Origin of the sequence: Streptomyces sp. NPDC008139 (genome assembly GCF_042957025.1) — a bacterium.
In the GTDB taxonomy this organism is placed as follows: Bacteria; Actinomycetota; Actinomycetes; order Streptomycetales; family Streptomycetaceae; genus Actinacidiphila.
In genome coordinates this window covers 311,463-332,735 of record NZ_JBIBHM010000010.1, presented here as the reverse complement: position 1 = coordinate 332,735, position 21,273 = coordinate 311,463, and the positions used below count along the sequence as shown (strand labels likewise).

The window sequence follows — 21,273 nt, the reverse complement described above, 5'->3', positions numbered from 1 at the left end:
CGGCTCAGGCGCTGGTGGTGGCGTAACGGTTCGCGGGGCGCGCGAGCCCCAGCAGGCCGCGGAGCGTGTCGGCCTCGTACTCGCGCCGGAAGGCGCCGCGCGCCTGCAACTCGGGCACCAGGCCGCGGGTGATCGCGGGAAGGTCGTGGCCGAGCGCCGCGGGCCGCAGCCGGTAACCGGTGAGCCCGGCGTCCTGCCACTCCAGCAGCAGGTCGGCCAGTTCGGCGGGCGTCCCGGCGAAGACGGTCGCGTCGCTGGTGTACGGCTGGTCGAGCAGCGCGTCCAGCCGGTCCCTGCGCGCCTCGGCCGCCGCGCGGTCGGCGTCGAGGAAGACCACCAGATCGCCGAAGACATGGACCGGTTCGGCCTCCCGGCCCGCGGCCCGCTGCTCGGCGCGGATCTCGGCGACGATCGCCGCCGCCTGCCCCGCGTCGTGCGGGGTCACATAGCCGATGTCCGCGGCGCGCCCCACCAGCCGGTACGGCACGGTCGCGTGCGCGAGCGCGGTCACCGGCGGCTGGCCCTGCGGCGGGCGTGGTGTGATCGAGGGGCCCTTGACGCCGAAGTGGCGGCCCTGGAAGTCGATGTAGTGGAGCTTGTCGCGGTCCACGAAGCGGCCGGTGGCCACGTCCCGGATCTCCGCGTCGTCCTCCCAGCTATCCCACAGCCGCCGCAGCACCTCGACGTAGTCCGCGGCCTCGTCGAAGAGGTCGGTGACCAGGTCCTGGACGTGCGGCTGGTCGTACTCCTCGATGCGGAACGGCGGGAATTCGCGGCGGCCGAAGTGCGCGGCCTCGTGCTGACGGGCGGAGATCTGGATGCGCAGCCCGGCCCGGCCGCCGCTCACGTAGTCCAGGGTGGCGATGGCCTTGGACAGGTGGAACGGCTCGGTGTGGGTGGCTATCAGGGTCGGTACCAGACCGATGTGGCTGGTCAGCGGGGCGACCCTGGACGCGATGAGTACGGCGTCCAGCCGGCCGCGCACCTGGTCGGTGCGCTCGTCGGGGTCGCCGTAACCGGTCGACTGGAGCCCGAGGGAGTCCTCGATGGTGACGAAGTCCAGCAGGCCGCGCTCGGCCTCGGTCACTGCGTCCGCCCAGTAGGCGGCGTCGAACAGTTCGCCGGGTCGCGCGTCCGGCTCCCGCCACGCGGCTGGGTGCCAGCCCGCGCCGTCCAGGGCGACCGCGAGGTGCAGCGGCGGACGGGCGGCGGACGCCGACGGAGCGGACGAAGGTGATGAAGCGGGCTCGGGGGAGGCGGAGGAGGACAGGGATGACGAGTGTGCGGACACGGCGAAGTGCCTTCCTGATCGACCGGAGGAGGACACGGCCGCCCCATGGCGGTCGCGTCGGCTGGGTCAGATCAGGCGCAACAGAGCGCGCCGGCGACGCGCTGGAGATCGATGTGCTGGCGCCCGTACAGATGCACGACGGGCCCGCGCGGGACGAGGATGCGCACGTCGGCGCGGTCGAAGTCCGCTCGCACTGTCGTCACCCCCGTCCGGGCGGTACGGCCGGGGCCGTACCGGAGTCGCGCTTGCGGGTCCGGTCGGGACCCGCCTGGTTGTCACCTGGAGCACCCCGCCGCGAGGGAGGGTTGCCGGTCAGCCAGCCAGGGCTTGTCGCTGACACTCATCACCTGAATTCGACGCTATCTCGCGGATACCGTCCCGCGCAATGGCGTCCGTCACCGGTGTCCCTCACCGGCGTTCATTCGCCCGCGCCGCCGGTGGCTTCCGCGTCCCCGTCGCCGCCCGGCACCCGTACGCCCTGGAAGTGCGTGGTGCGGCGCAGAGCGAAGCCGATCGACTCGTAGAGACGGATGGCGTTGACGTTGCTGCCCGCCGCGTGCAGGAACGGGCGGTCGCCCCGGCCGCGGATCCCGGCCGCCGTGTGCCGCACCAGCCGGGACGCCAGGCCCTGGCCGCGGAACGCGTCGTCGGTGCACACGGCGCTGATCTCGGTCCAGCCGTCGAGCCGCAGCCGCTCACCGGCCATGGCCACGAGCTTTCCGTCACGGCGGATGCCGTAGTAGGCGCCCAGTTCGATGGTGCGCTGCCTGAACGGGCCCGGCTTGGTCCGCTCGACCAGATCCAGCATCTCCGGTACGTCCGCCGGGCCGAGCGGGCGCGCCTCCGGATCGGCCTCGTCCAGCAGCGCGTCGGTCCCGACGAGCTGCACGCCCTCGGCTCCCCACTCGCTGCGCCAGCCGTCGGGCGTGGCCGGGACGCCGGCCAGCGCGAAGGTCGCGCCGGGACCCATGAGGGCGGCGAGGTCCGCCCACGCGCCCGGATCCGCGGGATCGGCGAGCGCCACGAAGGGCGAGACGTCCTCCGGGTAGCGCGCGGCGGAGCCGACGATCTGCGCGAGATGGCGGTGCGCCCCGGTCAGCGCGGCCCAGGCGGGGTTGTCCAGAGGGTGCGGCGACGCGGGAAAGACCTGGTCGCCGGTCGGTCCGGGGTTCTGGGGCTGCTGCTGCGGGTGCTGAAGGCTGGTCGACATGGTCGCCGTGGCTCTCCGTTCTGCTGTCGTACGGCGCGTCGCCGTCACTGCGCTGTCGCCGGGCGGTAGGGGCGGCCGATCGCGAACCGTCCGGACCCCGGACGGCCGTCCACGAGGTCGGCGGCGATTTCGCCGACCACTGATGCGAACTTGAATCCGTGCCCGGAAAATCCCGCGAGGACGGTGAAAGGTCCCACACGGTCGATCACGAAGTCATGATCGGGGGTCGTGGTGTACAAGCAGGTCACCGGGGTGGGCCGGGTGTGATCGACACCGGGCAGCCACCGGGCGGCGTACTCCTGGAGTCTGCCGAGGACCACGGGATCGGGCGTGCGGTCCCGGTCGTCCGGGTCCACGACCGGGCCGATCCCGTGGAATCCGGCCTTCACCCCGTCGGCGCTGCCGAGGCCGTACACCCCCGCGGCCTCGTCGAGACCGGCCCCGCCGTGGTGGATGAAGGCGGGCCAGTCCGGCGCGTCGGGGGCGGGGAAGTGCACCGGCTGTTCCTGGGTGACGCGCAGCGGCGGCGGCCCCTCGGTGACCTGGCCGAGCGTGCGGGCCGCCCAGCCGCCGACGGCCACGACCACGGCGTCCGCGGCGATCACCTCGTCCCGCGCGGTGACCACCTCGGCGCCCGAGCCGCGCCGCCGCAGCGCGCCGACCTTGACGCCGTGCCGTACGGTCGCGCCCTTGGCCTGCGCGGCCTGCTGGAAGGCGGCCACCGCGTCGTCGGCGTGCAGCCGCCCGGCCTCGGGGTGGAACAGCGCGGTGGTGTCCGCGACGAGCCCCGGCCAGCGCTCGGCGGCGGCCCGCGGGGTCAGCTCCTGGCTGGGCCGCCCGGCCCCGCGCAGCGCGTCCCGCAGCGCCGCGATGGCCTGCGCGGGCCCGTGGTCGACGGCCCCCGTCAGGGTCAGTACGGTGCTGCCCGTCTCGTCCTGGAGCCGCCGCCACAGCGGCAGCGCCCGTACGGCGAGGCCGACGTAGAACGGATCGGCGTACGCGAGCCGGAAGATCCGGGAGCTGCCGTGCGAGCTGCCCCGGTCGTGGCCGGGCGCGAACTGTTCGAGCAGCGTGACCTCGGCGCCGCGCGAGGCGAGGTGCCAGGCCGCGGACGAGCCCATGGCCCCGCCTCCGACGACGACGATTTTCCTGCGTGTCATGGCGGTCGACTTCCTTTCGGTCGGTGCGGGGCCCGTGCCGCGGCCGGTACGGGGTCAGGAGTTGGTCAGCGGCAGCCCCGGCGGGTTGACCAGCGAGGCGGGCACCGCTTCGTTGGCCAGATTCCACGCGGCGAGCCACTGCGCGTACTGACCATTCTTGATCAGGTGGTTGATCGCGTCGGCGAGGGGCTTGGCCAGGCCGCTGTCCTTCTTCGCCGTGGCGCAGATCAGCCCTTGCAGGGACGCCCCGGCGCCGGAGAACTTGCCCGCGCTGCGGGTGGCGTTCGGCGAGCCCGCGGTCTGCGTGCCGTGGTAGGCGATGCTCGGGTTGGGCGCGAAGTAGGCGTCGATCCGGCCGGAGTTGAGCGCCAGATAGGTGCTGTTGGAGTCCTGGAAGTACTTGATCGTGAGCTTCTTGCCGTCGGCCTTCAGCTCGCTCTGCCACTTCAGCAGGATCTTCTCCTGGTTGGTGCCCGCGCCGACCGCGACGGTCTTGCCCGCCAGGCTGCGGTAGGTGCCGTCGAAGTTCCAGGGGTCGCTCTTCTTCACCTCGAAGCCGAGGTTGTCCTGCCGGTAGCTGGCGAAGTCGTACTTCTCCTTGCGCTGCTCGGTGTCGGTGATGTTGGAGAAGCCGACATCGGTCTTGCCGCTGTCGATGCCGACGAAGAGGTTGTCCCAGGTGGCGTTGGACAGCACGGGCTTGAGGCCGAAGACGGCGGCGATCAGCCGGCCGAGGTCGGGCTCGGAGCCGGTGATGGTCTTCTGGTCCGCGCCGACGTAGCCGATCGGCGGCGAGCCGGCGGGCAGGAAGCCGAGGCCGATGACGAGTTGCTTGCTGTCGATCACGGACTTGGGCAGCTCGGCGCGGATGGCGGCGACCTCCGGGACGGTGAGCGTGATCTCCTTGGCGGCGCCGTTGGACTGGGCGCCGATCACGACGGTGCCCTTGGCGTCCGCGGCGGCCGGTGCCGCGGCGTCCGAGCCGCTGTCGCTGCCGCAGCCGGCGAGGCCGAAGGTGAGGGCGGCGACAGCGATGCCCGCGGCGACGCGTCTGGTGGCGGTGGTACGGATGTCGGGCATGGTGAACCTCGCTGATGGTGAGCGGATGTGCTGGGGGTGACGTATCGGGCGCCCGCGGGCAGGCGGCCATCGCTGTGGAAGGCGCCTTTGTCCGCGCCTTGGCCCGCGGCGTACGGGGGTTCGGAGGAGGGTTCAGAGGACCTTGCTGAGGAATTCGCGGGTCCTGGGGTGCCGGGGGTTGTCCAACACCTGGTCGGGCGGGCCCTGTTCGACGATCCGGCCGCCGTCCAGGAAGACGACGGTGTCGGCGACCTCGCGGGCGAAGCCGATCTCGTGCGTGACGACGATCAGCGTCGTACCGCTGGTGGCGAGATCCCTGATGACGGCCAGTACCTCGCCGACGAGTTCGGGGTCGAGCGCCGAGGTCGGCTCGTCGAAGAGGATGACGCCGGGTTCGAGGGCCAGCGCGCGGGCGATGGCCACCCGCTGCTGCTGGCCGCCGGAGAGCTGCCGGGGGTAGGCGTCGACCTTGTCGGCGAGCCCGACCCGGCCGAGCAGCGCGCGGGCCAGTTCCTCCGCCTCGGCCCTGGTCTTCTGCCGGGCCGCGACGGGCGCGGCGGCGACGTTGTCCAGCACGCTGAGGTGCGGGAAGAGGTTGAAGCCCTGGAAGACGAAGCCGATCCGGCGGCGCTGGGCGAGGATCGCCCGCTCGCTGATCTCCTTGAGCCGGCCGCGGTGGTGCCGTACGCCGATCGGCTCGCCGTTGAGGCTGACGTAGCCGATGTCCAGCTTCTCCAGGTGGTTGATCGCCCGCAGCAACGTCGACTTGCCGGAGCCCGACGGGCCGAGGATCACCGTCACCTGTCCGGGCTGCACGGTCAGATCGACACCGGAGAGCACCTGGTGCGTGCCGTACCACTTGTGCGCGTCGTGGACGGTCACGGCGGCGGGGCGCGCGGTCACCGCGGTGACCGCCGTGTCGGCGGGGACGCGGTCGGCGCTCATGCGATCGATCCGATCTCGGCGCGCGCCCGCAGATCGCGCACTGCCGTACGCAGCCGTTGCAACGGCGTCGGCGGTACGGTCCGCAGCGCGCCGCGTGAGAAGTACCGCTCGACGTAGAACTGGACCACCGAGACGACGCTGGTCAGGATCACGTACCAGACGGTCGCCACCAGCAGCAGCGGGACGACGTCGCCCGGATACGTACTGCCCATGCTCTCCACCTTGCCGAAGAGGTCGAGCAGGGAAACGTAGAAGACCAGCGAGGTGCTCTTGATCAACCCGATCAACTGGTTGACGTACGAGGGCACGATCGCCCGCAGCGCCTGCGGGAAGACGATCCGGGTGAACTGGTAGCCGCGCGGCAGGCCGAGCGCGGCGGCGGCCTCGTGCTGTCCCTGGTCCACCGAGAGGACTCCGGCGCGCACCACTTCGGCGGCGTAGGCGGCCTCGTTGAGGCTGATGCCGACCACGGCCACCACCATGTCGGTGGCCAGCCGCGACTCGTCGAAGTGCACGAAGCCGGGGCCGAAGGGCACACCCAGACTCAATGTGGCGTACAGCGAGGAGAAGTTGAAAAGGAACAGCAGGATGACGATCAGCGGCACCGAGCGGAACAGCCAGATGTAGATCCAGCTCACCGAGCGCAGCACCGGGCTCCTGGACAGTCGGCACAGGGCGAGCAGGATGCCGCCGAGCAGTCCGAACAGGGCGCTCCAGGCGGCGACTTGGAGCGTGACCAGCAGTCCGTCCAGGATCACCGGCCGCAGGAACCAGTAGCGGAAGCGGTCCCACTGGAAGAAGGGGTTGGTGACCAGGCCGTGCGTGATCTGCGCGACGAGCACCAGGGCGACGGCGGTCAGCGCCCAGCGCCAGGGGTGCCGCAGCGGGACGACGCGCTGCGCCGACCGGCCGACGCGTCTGTCGTCGGCGGGCGGGGTGCGCGGCGGCGGTGGAGCAGGTGTGGTGACGGTGTCGGTCGTCCCTTTCGGCACGGAGGTGTCGGTCGCGCCCGCGGGCACGGCGGGGCGGGGTGGCTCGCTCATCGGGGAACTCCAGCGCGAAGGGAGACGTCGGCAGCCGCCCCATGCGAAGGGGCGGTGGAGTGCGCGGGGGCCCGATGTGACAACGCGTCAGAAGCGTGCGGCGGGCCCGGGATTCAGCGTCGACACAGAGCGCTGCTGACACGCAGCAGGTCGATGTGCCGGTTGCGGTACGCGTCGTCCCGGAGATGACGGCGCCAGGCGGCGGCCGTCCTCGTAGCTGCGTACACCCTGGTCACCTCCCCTTGTGCCGGCCCGCAGGGGCCTCGCGTAGTGAGTCCGGGCCGGACAGCGGTCCGGCCTGGGCGTAAGTCAGCCAGGTGGCGCGTGCCACGTCAATGAACGCGTTGTGAATTCCGCCAGGTGGGACGCGCGGTCCGCCGACCGCCACGCACGGATCCCCGCGTCCCCCGGCGGTCGGCCGGGACGGGACACGGGGATCGGCGGGGACGGGGGTCTTCCGCGGGATCGGCGGGGGACGCGGTCTTCCGCGGGATCGGCCGGGACGCGGTCTTCTACGCGATCAGCGGGGACGGGCCGGGGCGCGTGGGATCAACGCGGACGGGGCGCCGGATCAGCGCGCGGGCACGCCGGTCATTCGGCGGTCAGCCAGACGCAGGTGTCGGAGGGCAGCAGGCCGTCCTCCAGCGGGCCGCTGGCCAGCAGCACCCGGAGCCCGGCGGGGAGCGCGACCGGCTCGGCGGACAGGTTGACCAGGCACTGGAAGCCGCCGTCCCGGCGGAAGGCCACCGTGCCGGGACCCGCGTCCACCCACTCCAGCGTCTCCGGCAGCCACCGGAGATACTCCCCGCGCAGCGCGAGACCGGCTCGGTACAGGGCGAGCACGGAGTGCGGGTCGCCCTGCTGGGCCGCGACGGACCGCCCCGACCATTCGGCGGGCTGCGGCAGCCACGGTCCGGCGCTCGCGCCGTCCGGCGAGAAGCCCAGCGAGCCCGGCTCCGCAGACCACGGCAGCGGCACCCGGCAGCCGTCCCGGCCCCGGTCGCGGCCCCCGGAGCGGGCATACGTCGGGTCCTGGATCAGGTCGTCGGGTATGTCCTCGACCTCGGCGAGGCCCAGCTCGTCGCCCTGGTAGACGTACACACCGCCCGGCAGGGCCAGCGTGAGCAGCGCCGCGGCGCGGGCCCTGCGGCGGCCGAGGACGGTGTCGCTCGGCGAGCCGAGCCGCTTGTCGCCCATGTCGAAGGACGTGTCCTCGCGGCCGTACCGCGTCACGTGCCGGATCGTGTCGTGGTTGGACAGCACCCAGGTGGGCGGCGCGCCCACCAGCCGGTGCGAGGCGAGCGTCCCGTCGACGACCTCGCGCAGCCCGGCCGCGTCCCAAGCGCAGCACAGGAACTCGAAGTTGAAGGCGGAGTGCAGCTCGTCGGGGCGCAGATAGCGGGCGAACTGCTCGGGCGTGGGCAGCCACACCTCGCCGACGAACACCCGCTCGCCGGGCGCCCCGCCGGGCCGGGGGCTGCGTGCGTAACCGTCCGCGATCTTCCGCCAGTCGCGGTAGATCTCGTGCACCGCGTCGCAGTCCTGGTACGGCAGGTCGGTGACGTCCGGGTCCCGGCCGACGTCGGGCAGCCCCGGCTTCTTGGCCAGACCGTGCGCCACGTCGATCCGGAAGCCGTCCACGCCGCGCTCCAGCCAGAACCGCAGGATGCTCTCGAACTCCGCCCGCACCTGCGGGTGTTCCCAGTTCAGATCGGGCTGCTCGGGCGCGAACATGTGCAGGTACCAGGGGCCGGGCGTGCCGTCCGCCTCGGTGATCCGGGTCCAGGCGGCGCCGCCGAAGTACGACTGCCAGTCGTTGGGCGGGAGTTCGCCGTCCGCGCCCCGGCCCGGCAGGAACCAGAAGCGCTCCCGCTCGGCCGCGTCCGGACCTGCCGCCAACGCGGCCCGGAACCAGGGGTGCTGGTCGGACGCGTGGTTGGGCACCAGATCCACGATGACCCGCAGGTCCTGCTCGTGCGCCTCGACGATGAGCCGCTCCGCCTCGGCGAGCGTCCCGAACATCGGGTCGATGTCACGGTAGTCGGCGACGTCGTAGCCGCCGTCGGCCATCGGGGAGACGTACCAGGGGTTGAACCAGAGCGCGTCGACCCCGAGATCCCGCAGGTAGGGGAGGCGCTCGCGGACCCCGGCGAGGTCTCCCATGCCGTCACCGTTGCCGTCGGCGAAGCTGCGCAGATAGATCTGGTAGATCGCGGCGTGCCGCCACCAGGCGGGTGCGGTGGGGGAGGCGGGCAGTGTCACGGGAGTCTCCTTGACGGTCGTGGAGAGCCAGGGCCCGGAGGGCCGCAGGGCATGCGCGGGGGCCGGTCCGCCCCGTCAGGGGTGCGGGGCGGACCGGTGTGTGCGGGGGCGTTACCAGCCGGTGTTGCCGGAGCCGCGGTTGATGGTGAAGGTCCCGGTGGTGCTGAGCCCGCCGGAGGCCGCGCCACTGACCGTGACGCCGCCGAAGGTGCCGGAGCCCTTCGAGTCGATCTCCAGGCCGTACGCGCCGGCGGTCTGGATCCTGACGTTGTTCAACGTCAGGCCGGTGACGGTCTTCTGATACGAGATCAGGACCGCGCTGTAGGTGCTGTCGGTGATGTCGAGGTCCTTGACCACGACGGGCGCCGTGATGTCGGAGCCGTCGGCGTAGATCCACAGCGCGCCGAGCTTGCTCTGCCAGTTCGGCTCGTAGCCGCCGGTGCGCAGCAGGGTGTTGCGCGCGACGGTGGTGGTGCCGCTGAACGGGACCGGCGCGGGATTGAAGTTGCGGGTGCTGACCGCGATGCCGGAGGCCCCGGTCACCGTGTCGGCGACGACGCTGTCCACGATCCGGTTGCCGTTGCCGCCGTAGATCGCGGCGGCGTTCGCCAGCAGCGGCACCTGCACGGTGTCGAAGCGGAAGGCGCAGTTGGTGACCGCGCTCGCCTCGGAGTACATCGCGAGACCGTCGTCCCCGGTGTTGCGGACGCTGGTGTTCCACACCTCGGTGTTCGCGGTGCCCTTGTGCAGGTTGACGCCGTCAGCGGCGGTGTCGCGGATCCGCAGGCCGCCCACGTACAGGCCGTTGGTCGGCGCGTCGATCCACAGGCCGACCTTGGTGTGCTCGATCCACACGTCCTGGATGGTCGAGCCGTTGCCGAAGTCACCCTCGATCGCGGCGTCGAAATTCGCGTCGTCGCGGTACGACACGTCACCGGAGATCGTCAGGTCCTGGACGATGTTGGTGCCGCCCTGCCCGAAGAGCCCGCCCTTGCCGTTGAGGCCCTGGAGCACGGTGGCCCACTCGCCCGCGCCGCGCAGCGCGACCCCGGTCAGATTGACGTGCCCGGAGATGTTGTACGTGCCCGCGGGCAGCCACAGGCCCTTGCCCTGCGACTTGGCCGTCGCCACCGCGCTGTTGAGCGCCGAGGTGTCGTCGCTCCCGTCGTTCGGCGTGACGCCGAGCGTCGTCGCGGAGACGAAGCCGGACGCGGGCATCGCCTGGTCGGCGGCGACCTGCTCGGTCTCCATCAGGTCCAGGGTGTACGAGGCGGCGGTGCTGCCCGCGTCCTTCTGGAGCTTGAGCACCGTCCCGGCCGGGAAGTCCCCGATCTTGAACCGCGACTCGTCGAAGAAGTGGTGCGCCGAGCCCTGCGAGGGGTCGTTGTTGTACGGGTAACCGCCGTACACCCAGGCGTACTTCGACGACAGGTCCAGATCGCGGACCTTGCTGCCGTTGGCGTAGAGGCTGAGCTGCGCCGAGGTGCCGGTGCCCGCCGCGTTGTCGGGGATCGAGTAGCGCAGCGTCATCGCGCTGGCGGGCTTGGTCAGGGTGAACTGCACATACTGGCCGGTGCTGTTGAGCACCACCGCCTTGCGTCCCGACGCCTCGGACGCCACCGTCCGATAGGTGCGGTCGGGGCCGATCGTGCTCGCGTTGGTGGTGCCGCTCTCCGCCTCGTAGGACGTGTACGGCCCCGTGGCGCCGCGCGTGGCGTTGACGACCGAGCCGGTCACCGCGACGCCGTCGATGTCGGGCGCGCCCGAGTCACCGGATTCGGTGCGCAGCGTCAGCGTGTTGAGCCCGGCCCGCAGCGGCGCGCTGACCGTGGCCGTCGACCACGCCCCGCCCGTACCCGGCAGCGCGACCTGCGCCACCTTCAGCCCGTTGGCCGTCAGGGTGATCGACGCGGCGGAACCGCTCCCGGTCCGGTACGCGACGGCCACCGGATAGCTCGCCGCGCTGGGCGCGCTGACGGCGAAGACCACCCGCGCGCCCTGCGCGCCGAAGCCCGTCAGATACCCGCTGCCGCTGAACCCCGAGGCGGTCGTGGCCACGCCCGGCCCGCCCGAGAAGTACGCGTCCTCCGCCTGGTGCGTGAGCGAGCCGGCCGGGGGAGTGGTGGGCGGCGTCGTGGGAGGTGTGGTCGGCGGCGTCGTACTCGTCGTCGGCGTCGTCACCACGACGTTGTCCAGGTTCACGTTGCCGCTGTCGGCGGTGGTGAAGGTCAGGGCGATGGTGTTGGTGCCCGCCGTGTAGGTGACGGCCTGGTCGGTGGTGGTCCAGGTGTCCCAGTTGGCGGTGGCGGGGAGGCTGATCTGGCGGATCTTGGCGCCGTTGACGTAGAGGCTGAGTGTCATGGTGGCGGTGGTGCCGTTGGCGTAGCGGATCTTGAGGCTTCCGGCGCCCGCCGAGGTCGCGGTGACCCGGAAGGCGGTGGACGCGGTGCCCTTGTTGGCGTCGGTGTAACCGCCGACGAATCCGCTGCCCGTATAGCCGGTGTGGTCGGTGGCGACGACCGCGCCGCCGGACAGCGTCGCGGACTCCGCCTCGACGACCGTGGTCGCGGCGTGCGCCGACGGCGACGCCTGCCAGACCAGCAGTGCGATCAGGACCGCGAGTACCGCGGGCAGCACCGCCGCGAGCGTTCTGGCGCGGTGGGTTGGGGCGCTTGGAGACATGGGTGATCCTTCCCTGAGCACCGCACGACGTCGTGCGGCGGGGGTTGCCATGCGTGGGGGGTGAGCGCGGGCCCGCGCCCGGTCAGCCCTTGAGGCTGCCCGCGGTGAGGCCGTTGATGATGCTGCGCTGGAAGATGAGGAAGAGGACGAGCAGCGGAATGCTCGCCATCACCATTCCGGCCAGCAACTGGTTGGCGGGCATGTCGTCCGCCAACCGGTTCAGGGCGACCGTGATCGGCTGCTTCGCTGGATCGGGCAGCACGAGCATCGGCCAGAGGAAGTCCTTCCAGACACCGACCACCGCGAAGATCGACACGACCGCGAGCACCGGCCGGGACAGCGGCAGCACCAGCGATACGAGGATCCGTACCGTGCCCGCGCCGTCGATCCGGGCGGAGTCCAGCAGTTCGGTGGGGATCTGGTCGAAGAACCGCTTGAGGATGAAGATGTTGAAGGCGTTGGCGCAGGCCGGCAGCCAGACGGCCATCGGCGTGTTGATGAGATTGACGTGGATCAACGGCACGTCCACGACGGTCAGATACGTCGGCACCAGCAGCGCCGACACCGGCAGCATCAGCGTGGCCAGCATCATGGCGAGCACCACATTGCCCAGCACCGGCCGCAGCTTGGACAGCGAGTACGCGGCGGCCACGTCGACCACGAGCTGACAGGCCCACGCCCCGGCCGCCAGCAGCAGCGTGTTGAGGAAGTAGTGGCCGAGCCCGACCGACGACCAGGCTTCGGAGTACGCCTCCGGATGCCAGGAGTGCGGCACCATCGTCGGCCTCGGCTGGGCCAGTTCCGACGACGACTTGAGCGCGCCCGAGGCCATCCAGTACAGCGGGAAGAGGAAGGCGGCGGTGAAGCCGAGCAGCGTCGCGCCCAGCACGAACCGGTAGAGGAACCTCCCCGTGCGGCGGTTCATCTCGGTCGGCGCGATCAGCGTGCGGACAGCGGTCTGTGCGGCCATGGTCGTTCCCCTCTCAGCCCTTGCTGCGGGTCAGCCGCAGATACACCCCGGCGAAGATCCCCAGCACCACGAAGAGCACCGTGCTCATCGCGCTGGCCAGGCCGAAGTCGTTGTAGACGAACGCGTAGCGGTACAGCAGGAGCAGTACGGTCACGGTCGCGTCGTCGGGTCCGCCGCCGGTCAGCACGAACGGCTCGATGAACACCTGCATGGTGCCGATCACCTGGAGCAGCAGCGTGATCATCAGGATGAACCGCATCTGAGGGATCGTCACATGCCACAGCCGCTGCCGTACCGTCGCGCCGTCCAGCTCGGCGGCCTCGTACAGCTCGCCCGGCACACCGCCGAGCGCCGCGAGGTAGATCAGCGTCGTGGTGCCCATGTTGGCCCAGGTGGAGACCAGGACCAGCGAGATCATCGACAGATTCTGCGACTCCAGCCACGACTGCGCGGGCAGGTGCGCGATCCGCAGCACGTTGTTGAACAGGCCGGGCCCCGGATCGTAGAACCAGCGCCACAGCAGCATCGTGACGATCGGCGGCAGCATCACCGGCAGATAGACCGTCATCCGCAAGTACGCCTTGCCGTGCCGCAGTTCGTTGAGCACGATCGCGGTCACGAACGGCGCCGCGAAGCCGAAGACCAGGGCCAGCAGGCTGAAGTACGCGGTGTTGCGCCACGCGGTGACGAACAGCGGGTCGGCGAACAGGCGGTGGAAGTTGTCCAGGCCCACCCACCGCGCCGGTTCCGCGTAGTTGACCTGCTGGAAGCTGAGCAGCACACCGCGGACGATCGGGTACCAGGAGAACACCGCGAAGGCGGCGACGCCCGCGACCAGGAACAGATACGCCACCAGGTTGTCGACGACGGCCCGGCGCAGCCGGTCCCGCGAGGGGCGGGACCGGCCGGACCGCCCCGCCCCGGCAGGCGCCTTCGGCGTCCGCGCGGTGGCGGCGCGGGCCGACGTCAGCGGTTCGGCTGTCACTTGACCGTGGCCAGGATGGTGTTGACCTTCTTCTCGGCGTCGCTGAGAAGCTGGTCGATGTTCGCGTCCTTCTTGGTGAGCACCGCCTGCATGACACCGTCGAGCACGGTGTAGATCTGCTGGGCGTTCGGCGGCTCGACCTTCACCGCGACCTCGCCGCTGCGGTCCACGAACGGCTGGTAGTTCTTCTGCGGCACGTTCGCGTACTTCTTGTGCGCCGCGTCGACCTTCGCCTGGCCGGCCCCGCTCCACAGGTTCGGCTGCGGCAGGCCGATCGGTATGTCGGTGCCCGCCGACTTCTTGGTGATCTCCTCCTCGCGGTCCGGGTCGAGGTACTTCCACTGGATCCAGGTGAGACCGGCCTTGATCTTCGCCGGGCTGTCCTTCGGGTTGAACATGAAGCCGTCACCGCCGCCGAGCGTCGCGGTGCCGGGCAGCGCGGCCAGCCCGTAGTCGTCGTACTTCCGCTCGAACTGCTTGACGATCGTGGGGATGTTGTCCGGGCCCGCCATGTACATCCCGAGCTTGCCCGCGCCCATCATCTTCTGCACGTCGGGGATCTCCAGGAGTTGCCTGGTGCCCATCGACTGGTCGGTCCAGCGCATGTCGTGCAGCGTCTGGAGCGCCTTGCGGCCCGCGTCGCTGTTGAACGCGGCCTTCCAGACGCCGCCGTCCTTCACCGCGACGTCGCCGCCCTCGGAGTAGATCCACGAGGTGAGGTGCCAGCCGCCCTGGTTGTTCTTGCTGAACTCCGCGTAGCCGGTGGTGCCGTCGCCGAGCGCGCTGATCTTCTTGGCGTCGGCGCGGACCTCGTCCCAGGTGGTCGGCGGCTTGTCCGGGTCGAGCCCGGCCTTGGTGAACAGCGCCCGGTTGTAGACCAGTCCGAGCGAGTAGTTGCCGGTGGGCAGGCCGTAGACCTTGCCGCCCGCGTCCTTGAAGACGCTCTGCAACGCGGGCCGCACGTCGTTCAGGGCGGGGAAGTCCTTGAGCTGCGCGGTGATGTCGGCGGCCTGGTGGCGGTGGATGAGCCCCGCGGGATCAGTGAAGTAGACGTAGTAGACGTCCTCCAACTGCCCGCCCGCGAGCTTCGCGGCGAAGGTCTTCGGGTCCATCAGACCCTCACGGGCGTCGATCCTGATCTTCGGGTGGCTCGCTTCGAAGGCTTTGATGTCGTCCTCAAAGTTCTTTCGGTCGACGGTCTGGGTGGCCGGAGGCAGCCCGTTCACGCTGATCGTGACCACGCCGTTTTTGTCCGCCCCGGAGGAGTGGGACGAGCCGCCGCCGCATGCGGTGACGCCGAGGACCAGCGAGATGGCGATGGCGGTGACGCCGAGGGCGGGGCGGGTTCTGGAGCCGTCCATGGGGATCGGACCTTCCTGGGAAACGGCAGCGGACGTACCCGTCCCGAGGGGCGAGTGCGCTTGCGTCCGCTTGCGTAACGGCGGGGTTACCAGGACGTCCGGCCGCCTGGCGTTGGCGCCGACAGTAGGATCGGGTCGCGCAAGATGTCAATCAATCTGCGCAAGAAAGTAATCCGAAGGATTTGTGCCCGTAACGCAGTGTCATCGAAACGCGGGCCGACCGGGGTGTCCGGACGGGCGGCGGTACGCGTCCGGCGACGGGCCGGCGCGAGCCGGCGCCGGACCGGCCGAGGGCGCGAGCGCATAAGCGGAGGGCGGGGCGCCGGGACCGTGAACCGGTCCTGGTGCCCCGCCCTCACGCGGAGTCGGAATGCCGTCGCCCTACGGACGACTGTGCAGGTCAGAGGCTTTTCACGACCTTGCGCATCCGGGTGGAGCCGCGCACGATCAGCTCCGGTTCGAAGAGCATCACCTCGTCGGTGACCGCGTGGCCGTCGATCTGTGTGACGAGCGACGCGATGGCCGCAGCGGCCATCGCCTGCACCGGCTGGCGCGAGGTGGTCAGCGGCGGATCGGTCGCCACCATGTACAGCGAGTCGTCGAAACCGATCACCGACAGATCGTCCGGGACTTTCATCCCGTGCCGCCGGGCCGCCCGGATCGCGCCGAGTGCGAGCGCGTCACTCGCGCACACCACCGCGGTGACCCCCTCCGCGAACAGCCGGGGCATCGCCGTCGCCCCGCCCTCCATCGAGAACATCGCGTGCGCCACCAGTGGCCGCCAGTCCGCAGGCGACAGCCCCCGCTGCTCCCAGAAGGCCGCGTAACCTGCGAGTTTGCGGGCCGAGGGGACATGCCCCACCGGTCCGAGCACCAGGCCGATCCGCTCGTGGCCCAGCCCCGTCAGATGCGTCAGCGCCTGCTCGGAGGCTGCCGCGTCGTCCACCGAGACCTGGGATATCTGCCGGTTCTCGTCCGCCGCGTTGATCAGCACGATGGGCACCTGGCGCTCGCGCAGGTCCCGCCCGTGCTCCGGGCCGGCGTCCGCGTAGCTCGCGCCGACGAAGATGATCCCCTCGATGTTCTGCTCCAGCAGCATCTGGATGTAGTGCGCCTCCGAGACGCCGTCCGCGGTCCTGGTGCACAGCACCGGGATCAGCCCCCGCTTGTTCAGCGCCCCCGCCAGCGCCTCGGTGAACGCGGGGAAGATGGGATTTTGCAGGTCAGGGACGACAAGGCCGACCAGCGGCGCCCGCGCGCTGCGCATCCGCGCGGGCCGCTCGAACCCGAAGACGTCCAGTGCGGTGAGCACGGCGTCCCGCGTCGACTGCGCCACGTCAGGGCTGCCGTTCAGAACACGGCTGACCGTCGCCTCGCTGACACCCGCGAACCTGGCCACTTGGGAGAGTCGTTTCGTCACAGAGGCAATCTACAGGATGGTACGCAAAAACAAAGATCAGTAACGCAAGAAAATGACGCGACATGCGCAGAGGAAGATCATGCGGGCAGGGGAGGGAGGGGGAGCGAGGCTGTACCGAGGCGCGCGGGGCCGCGCGGGAGGCCGGGTACGGGAGCGCCTCGCGGACGGACGGGCGGATCAGGGGTCGACCGGGGACGGGGTTCGGGTCCCGGCGGCGGATCAGCCCGCCTTCCGTCGGGAGGCGGCCGTCTTCTTCGCGGCGGCGGTCTTCTTCGTGGCCGCGGTCTTCCGCGCGCCCGCCTTCGAGGTGCCGCCCTTCGCGGCGGCCGTCTTCGACGCCGTCGACTTCGTCCCCGCCGACTTGGCGCTCGCGGACTTCGCCCCGGCCGACCTCGTACCGCTCGACCTCGTACCGCTCGACCCCGCGCCGCCCGATCGCGTACCGCTCGACTTCGAGGCGGTCGCCTTCTTCCCGGCCGCCGCCTTCTTCGCGCCGGACCTGCGGGACGACTTCAGCTCGGTGACGCTGGCGTGCCCGCTGCGGTCGTCGCCGTCCGCCGCCTCGTCCGTAGCGGAAGCGCCGGATGCGCCGGATGCGCCGGAAGCGCCGGAGGCACCGGAAGCGCCGGAAGCGCCGGAAGCGCCGGAAGCACCGGAGGCACCCGAGGTGCCCGACCCCGCGCCCTCGCCGCGCCCGCCCTTCGCCTGTTCCACCGACGCGCGCAGCGCGGCCATCAGGTCGACCACCTTGCCCGGTCCCGCCTGTTCGGCCGCCGGAAGCTCGGAACCCTCCAGCTTCGCGGTGACCAGCGCCTCCACGGCCTGCGCGTACTCGTCGTGATAGCTCGTCAGATCCGCCTCGCCGAGTGCCGAGATGAGGGTGTCGGCGAGCTTCAGCTCCGAATCGCTGATGCTGACACTGCCCTTGGGGGCGGCCTCCGCGGGGGAGTTCAACTCGTCGGGCCAGCGCAGGGTCTGGAGCAGCAGGACGTCGTCGTGGGCGCGGATCAGCGCCAGATGCTCGGAGTTGCGCATGGCGAATTTGCCGACCGCGGCCTTGCCCGCGCGTGCCAGCGCCTCCCGCATCAGCACATACGGCTTGTTCGCGGCGGGGGAGGCGGGGGTCAGGAAGTACGGGGTGTCGAGCTGCATCGCGTCGACAGAGGCCGCGTCGAGGAAACCGCTCACCTCGATGGTCTTCGCGGTCGGCAGCGGCAGCGCCCTGAGGTCCGCGTCGGTGATCTCGACCAGCTGCTCGTCCGGCGTCTCGTACGCGCGGCCGATGTCGGCGGCGGTCAGGACCTCCTCGTCCAGCTCACAAGTCTTCTGGTACCGCACCCGGCCCTGGTCGGTGAGGTGGACCTGCCGGAAGCTGATCTTGTGGCTGGACACGGCGGAACCGAGCTTCACGGGTATGGAAACCAGCCCGAAGGCCAGATTCCCCGACCAGACACTGCGCATAGCGAGTCCTTTTTGTCAGGCTATGGGACCTTTATGATATGCCGATCACGGAAGTCGAGGGTCGTCGGATCAAGGTCAGCCACCTCGAACGGGTGCTCTGGCCGGAGACCGGCACCACCAAGGGCGAGCTGCTGCACTACTACGCGAGCGTCGCCACCGGCCTGCTGCCGTACGTCAGCGGCCGTCCGGTCAGCTTCGTCCGCACCCCGGACGGTGTGGACGGCAAGCGTTTCTTCCAGAAACGGCCGCCCGCCGGTACGCCCGACTGGGTGACCGTCTCGCAGTCCGTCAGGCGCAGCGGCGAATTCATGGAGCAGGTCCAGGTCAACGACCTGCCGACGCTGATGTGGGCGGCCAATCTGGCCTGCGTGGAACTGCACACCCCGCAGTGGCGCGCCGACGAGCCCGGCGTCGCCGACCGGCTGGTCCTCGACCTCGACCCCGGCGACGGCTGCACGGTCGTGGACTGCTGCCGGGTGGCACTGCTGCTCAGGGAACGGCTCGCCGAGGACGGCATCGAGATCTGGGCCAAGACCAGCGGCTCCAAGGGCCTGCACCTGCTCGCCGCGCTGCGCGACGCGACCCCGGCGACGGCGACCGCCTACGCCAAACGGGTCGCGCAGGAGCTGGAGGCCCGGCACCCGGACCGGGTGATCTCCCGAATGACGAAGGCCGCGCGCTCCGGCCGGGTCTTCATCGACTGGTCGCAGAATTCGGGGAACAAGACCACCGCGGCCCCGTACACCGTCCGCGCCCGCCCGACGCCGACCGTCTCCGCGCCGCTGTCCTGGCCGGAGATCGCCGCCGCGCACACCCCGGACGACCTCACCTTCACCCTGGCCGACCTGCCCGCGCGGCTCAGCGTCGAGGGCGACCTGCTCGCGCCGCTCCTCGACCCCGCCCGCGCGGCCCCGCTGCCGCCGCACTGAACGGAGGCGGGGCCGCGCGGGGCGGTGTCACTTCTGCTGGGCGCCCGCCAGGTGCTCCGACAGCTCCTCCTCGTCCTCGTCCGAGAGCGAGGTCTTGAGCAGCGTGCCGCCGTAGGCCTGCATGGCGTCGGCGAACTTGTCCTCGGTGATCTTCGAGGCCATGATCACGACCGCGGTCGTGCCCGGCGTGAGCAGCGCCTGCACCTGGCCGCGGAACTGGTCGTCGATCCCGGACTTGCCCAGCTTGCCGAGCAGCCCGCCCATCGCGGCGCCCATGAGCAGGCCCAGGCCGGGGACGAGGAAGAGGATGCCGAAGACCATGCCCCACAGCGCGCCCGACGCGGCGGACACGCCGACGATCTTGCTCGGGGTGTCCACGTGCGTCTTGCCCTCCTCGTCCACCGAGACGATGGCAAGACCGGTCAGATTGACCACGTAGTCGTTCTGGAGATTCTGCACGGCGGTGTAGGCGTCTTTGGCGACGGTCGGGTCCTCGTAACCGATCACGATGAGTTCGGACATCACGGGCCTCCTAGTGGCGTGGGGCGACAGGATGCACGATATGTCCGTTTCGGAGTTCGGGCAGGGGGAGGCGCGCCGCCGCGTACGGGGCGCGGGCTACGGCCGGGGCGCGCCGTACCAGCGCCAGGACGTGACGCGCGGGTGGTCGGGGAGGTCGATCCGGCCGGTGGCCCACAGCAGGGTGGACCAGGGGTCCGCGGTCAGCGGGACGTGCGGGAACAGCCGGGCCAGCACCCTCGCGCACACATCGGCGGGCGGATTCCAGGCGAGGTCGAGCCCGGCCGCCAGGTCGTAGGTGTGGACCAGGGTCTCCACGATGCCCATCGCGGCGAAACCCTCGGGGTCGGAGACGCCGTAGCTGTGGTGGGCGCGGACCTCGGGCGACGCCGTACGCGTCATGGCCACCAGCAGCGCGCCGGTCGCCTCCAGCACCTGCAACAGGCCCTCCGGGCCCGCCTTCCGGTCGGCGTGGATGGCGTTGGGCGGGCCGCCCGGCCGGCGCGGCGACCAGGAGAAGGGCACGTCCGTGCTCAACGGGGGCTGCCTCGGGCCCAGTTGGGCCGCGTACGCGAACAGGTCGTCGGCCAGGTGCTCCACCGTCTCCCAACAGTCCCACTCCAGCGACCCGGCCTTGCGGTCCTCCCACGCCGACGCGGGCGCCTCGCGCAGGGCGGCGACGGCGAGTTGGACCGAGCGGTCGAGATCGTCGGCCGTGACGGGCCCGGTCGTGTGGTCAGCGGTTTCCGGCATGCCAGGCACCGTACCGCGCGGACCCGGCCGCCCCGCGAGGGATTTTCCGCGCGCGGGGTACGTGTCGTGGGCGGCTCGCGGGGACGCGGTCCCACCCGGCGTCGAGGCGCGGAGGCGCCGGCGCACTGAGCACCGAGGCGCTCACGCGCAGGAGGCGTCCTTGTCCTTGCCCGCCGCGCCCCGCGCGAGCTCCAGGGAGAGCGCGAGCCCCGTACCGTCGGTGCGCGCGCCGGTCAGCCGTACGCCGTCCGGCAGTTCGGGGAGCGCCACGGTGCGCGGGCCCAGGCGCCCGGCCAGACCGCCGCCGCCGTGCATCGACGCCAGATCGGCGACGGCGACGTCCCGGCCGAGCACGCGGACGGTGGTCGGGGTGACCGTGAGACTGTCCTTCCCTGTCGTGACGCGGGTGTGCACGGTGATCGGCACGCGCAGACCGCCGATGCTGCCGGTGAGTACCAGCCCGCCGCCGTCGCCGCCCACGGTCAGCCCCGCGACCCTGCCGTCCCGCGCGGCCAGCCGCTTCTGCAACTCGGCGTAGGCGATGGTCGCGGTCGCCGTACCGCCGCTGGTCGTACCGTCGGTCGACACGTCGTGCAGGTCGACCGCCACATTCACCTCGGTGTCGCCCCTGCGCACACCCTCGGCGGCGATGTGCGCGCTGCCGAGATTCCCCGTGAGCACCCGGAGCCCGGCGAAGGCGCTGGTCAGCTCCGCGGTCACCGGCCCGGTGGGCTTCAGGCGGCAGGCCACCGCCTCGGCGATACGGCCGCGCGCGGTGTGCTCGACGGCCAGGTCGACGGCGGTCGCGGTGCCGGCGAGGAGCGCGGCCACGGCGGCCGTGACGACGAGCGGCCTGCGGCGCGGCGCCGACCGCCGGCCGGCGCCGGCTTCCGCGCCGGGCTCCGCGCCGTCCGCCGCCGTACGTCCGGGGGTACGTTCCGACGCGGAATCGGCCGTGGCGGTACGACGTGCCGGGCGGGGCTTCACGATGCGCGGTGTCCGATCCGATGGTGCGGGTGCGGGTGCGGGTGCGGGTGCGGGTGCGGGTGCGGGTGCGGGCGGCGGCCGGGCCGGACCCGTGGCCGATCCACCGTGCCGCGCCTGCCGGTCGGCGGCCCCGCCGGTCTCAGCCTACGGGCCCGTTCGAACCGTCGGCGTCGCCTGCCGGGCCGTCGCGGGCGCGCCCGCGGTCATGACCCGCC

Annotated in this window: 18 protein-coding genes and 1 riboswitch; of the genes, 1 reads left to right on the top strand and 17 read right to left on the bottom strand. The window is 71.3% G+C overall.

Annotation, left to right across the window (positions count from 1 at the left end):
• Window positions 1-4 precede the first annotated feature (4 nt).
• From ACFZBB_RS23340 to ACFZBB_RS23275, 14 genes are all read right to left on the bottom strand, one after another.
• Entirely contained in the window at window positions 5-1,270 is a 1,266-nt protein-coding gene (locus ACFZBB_RS23340) for an LLM class flavin-dependent oxidoreductase (RefSeq protein ID WP_391125661.1), read from the bottom strand.
• A gap of 92 nt (window positions 1,271-1,362) precedes the next feature.
• Window positions 1,363-1,494, bottom strand: a complete 132-nt coding sequence (locus ACFZBB_RS23335; protein ID WP_391125522.1) for a putative leader peptide — start codon at window positions 1,492-1,494, stop codon at window positions 1,363-1,365.
• 33 nt (window positions 1,495-1,527) lie between these two features.
• A riboswitch (SAM riboswitch) is annotated at window positions 1,528-1,639 on the bottom strand.
• Window positions 1,640-1,709: 70 nt separating this feature from the next.
• Window positions 1,710-2,501: a GNAT family N-acetyltransferase gene (locus ACFZBB_RS23330; protein WP_391125519.1), complete on the bottom strand. Its 792-nt coding sequence runs from the start codon at window positions 2,499-2,501 to the stop codon at window positions 1,710-1,712.
• A gap of 44 nt (window positions 2,502-2,545) precedes the next feature.
• On the bottom strand, window positions 2,546-3,661 hold the full coding sequence (locus ACFZBB_RS23325) for an FAD-dependent oxidoreductase (protein ID WP_391125516.1): 1,116 nt from the start codon (window positions 3,659-3,661) through the stop codon (window positions 2,546-2,548).
• Window positions 3,662-3,715: 54 nt separating this feature from the next.
• Window positions 3,716-4,741: a transporter substrate-binding domain-containing protein gene (locus tag ACFZBB_RS23320; RefSeq protein ID WP_391125513.1), complete on the bottom strand. Its 1,026-nt coding sequence runs from the start codon at window positions 4,739-4,741 to the stop codon at window positions 3,716-3,718.
• A gap of 132 nt (window positions 4,742-4,873) precedes the next feature.
• Window positions 4,874-5,686 carry an ATP-binding cassette domain-containing protein gene (locus ACFZBB_RS23315; protein ID WP_391125510.1) on the bottom strand — a complete coding sequence of 271 codons (813 nt, stop codon included), beginning with the start codon at window positions 5,684-5,686 and terminating at the stop codon, window positions 4,874-4,876.
• Window positions 5,683-6,729 carry an ABC transporter permease subunit gene (locus tag ACFZBB_RS23310; RefSeq protein ID WP_391125507.1) on the bottom strand — a complete coding sequence of 349 codons (1,047 nt, stop codon included), beginning with the start codon at window positions 6,727-6,729 and terminating at the stop codon, window positions 5,683-5,685. Before ACFZBB_RS23310 ends, ACFZBB_RS23315 begins: the two co-directional genes overlap by 4 nt.
• 591 nt (window positions 6,730-7,320) lie before the next feature.
• Entirely contained in the window at window positions 7,321-8,991 is a 1,671-nt protein-coding gene (locus ACFZBB_RS23305) for an alpha-amylase family glycosyl hydrolase (protein ID WP_391125504.1), read from the bottom strand.
• A gap of 111 nt (window positions 8,992-9,102) precedes the next feature.
• Complete coding sequence (locus tag ACFZBB_RS23300; protein ID WP_391125501.1) at window positions 9,103-11,673, bottom strand: CBM35 domain-containing protein; 2,571 nt, start codon at window positions 11,671-11,673, stop codon at window positions 9,103-9,105.
• A gap of 82 nt (window positions 11,674-11,755) precedes the next feature.
• Window positions 11,756-12,643 carry a carbohydrate ABC transporter permease gene (locus ACFZBB_RS23295; RefSeq protein ID WP_355335587.1) on the bottom strand — a complete coding sequence of 296 codons (888 nt, stop codon included), beginning with the start codon at window positions 12,641-12,643 and terminating at the stop codon, window positions 11,756-11,758.
• Window positions 12,644-12,656: 13 nt separating this feature from the next.
• Window positions 12,657-13,628 (bottom strand): ABC transporter permease subunit, encoded by a 972-nt coding sequence (locus ACFZBB_RS23290; protein ID WP_391051199.1) that lies wholly within the window; start codon window positions 13,626-13,628, stop codon window positions 12,657-12,659.
• Window positions 13,625-14,989, bottom strand: coding sequence for an extracellular solute-binding protein (locus ACFZBB_RS23285; RefSeq protein WP_391125497.1), 1,365 nt, complete (start codon window positions 14,987-14,989; stop codon window positions 13,625-13,627). Before ACFZBB_RS23285 ends, ACFZBB_RS23290 begins: the two co-directional genes overlap by 4 nt.
• 400 nt (window positions 14,990-15,389) lie before the next feature.
• Window positions 15,390-16,409, bottom strand: coding sequence for a substrate-binding domain-containing protein (locus ACFZBB_RS23280; protein ID WP_391125494.1), 1,020 nt, complete (start codon window positions 16,407-16,409; stop codon window positions 15,390-15,392).
• A gap of 219 nt (window positions 16,410-16,628) precedes the next feature.
• Window positions 16,629-17,870: a Ku protein gene (locus ACFZBB_RS23275; protein WP_391125491.1), complete on the bottom strand. Its 1,242-nt coding sequence runs from the start codon at window positions 17,868-17,870 to the stop codon at window positions 16,629-16,631.
• 38 nt (window positions 17,871-17,908) lie between these two features.
• Between ACFZBB_RS23275 and ligD the strand changes: the two genes are divergently transcribed.
• A complete protein-coding gene (gene ligD / locus ACFZBB_RS23270; protein ID WP_355335577.1) occupies window positions 17,909-18,799 on the top strand; it encodes a non-homologous end-joining DNA ligase in 891 nt (296 codons plus the stop codon).
• 27 nt (window positions 18,800-18,826) lie between these two features.
• Here the strand turns inward: ligD and ACFZBB_RS23265 are convergent, their stop codons facing one another.
• The 3 genes from ACFZBB_RS23265 to ACFZBB_RS23255 form a co-directional block, all read right to left on the bottom strand.
• Window positions 18,827-19,321: a DUF1269 domain-containing protein gene (locus tag ACFZBB_RS23265; protein WP_355335575.1), complete on the bottom strand. Its 495-nt coding sequence runs from the start codon at window positions 19,319-19,321 to the stop codon at window positions 18,827-18,829.
• A 96-nt stretch (window positions 19,322-19,417) separates the two neighbouring features.
• On the bottom strand, window positions 19,418-20,071 hold the full coding sequence (locus ACFZBB_RS23260) for a hypothetical protein (protein ID WP_391125487.1): 654 nt from the start codon (window positions 20,069-20,071) through the stop codon (window positions 19,418-19,420).
• A 141-nt stretch (window positions 20,072-20,212) separates the two neighbouring features.
• The gene (locus ACFZBB_RS23255) at window positions 20,213-21,058 is read right to left on the bottom strand and encodes an LmeA family phospholipid-binding protein (RefSeq protein ID WP_391125485.1); all 846 of its coding nucleotides are present in this window, start codon (window positions 21,056-21,058) and stop codon (window positions 20,213-20,215) included.
• Between the last annotated feature and the right edge of the window lie 215 nt (window positions 21,059-21,273).

Coding starts and splice junctions, on each gene's coding strand:
- ACFZBB_RS23315 (WP_391125510.1), bottom strand. CDS start 5,686: ATGAGCGCCGACCGCGTCCCCGCCGACACGGCGGTCACCGCGGTGACC.
- ligD (WP_355335577.1), top strand. CDS start 17,909: ATGCCGATCACGGAAGTCGAGGGTCGTCGGATCAAGGTCAGCCACCTC.
- ACFZBB_RS23300 (WP_391125501.1), bottom strand. CDS start 11,673: ATGTCTCCAAGCGCCCCAACCCACCGCGCCAGAACGCTCGCGGCGGTG.
- ACFZBB_RS23310 (WP_391125507.1), bottom strand. CDS start 6,729: ATGAGCGAGCCACCCCGCCCCGCCGTGCCCGCGGGCGCGACCGACACC.
- ACFZBB_RS23275 (WP_391125491.1), bottom strand. CDS start 17,870: ATGCGCAGTGTCTGGTCGGGGAATCTGGCCTTCGGGCTGGTTTCCATA.
- ACFZBB_RS23295 (WP_355335587.1), bottom strand. CDS start 12,643: ATGGCCGCACAGACCGCTGTCCGCACGCTGATCGCGCCGACCGAGATG.
- ACFZBB_RS23260 (WP_391125487.1), bottom strand. CDS start 20,071: ATGCCGGAAACCGCTGACCACACGACCGGGCCCGTCACGGCCGACGAT.
- ACFZBB_RS23320 (WP_391125513.1), bottom strand. CDS start 4,741: ATGCCCGACATCCGTACCACCGCCACCAGACGCGTCGCCGCGGGCATC.
- ACFZBB_RS23325 (WP_391125516.1), bottom strand. CDS start 3,661: ATGACACGCAGGAAAATCGTCGTCGTCGGAGGCGGGGCCATGGGCTCG.
- ACFZBB_RS23285 (WP_391125497.1), bottom strand. CDS start 14,989: ATGGACGGCTCCAGAACCCGCCCCGCCCTCGGCGTCACCGCCATCGCC.
- ACFZBB_RS23265 (WP_355335575.1), bottom strand. CDS start 19,321: ATGTCCGAACTCATCGTGATCGGTTACGAGGACCCGACCGTCGCCAAA.
- ACFZBB_RS23330 (WP_391125519.1), bottom strand. CDS start 2,501: ATGTCGACCAGCCTTCAGCACCCGCAGCAGCAGCCCCAGAACCCCGGA.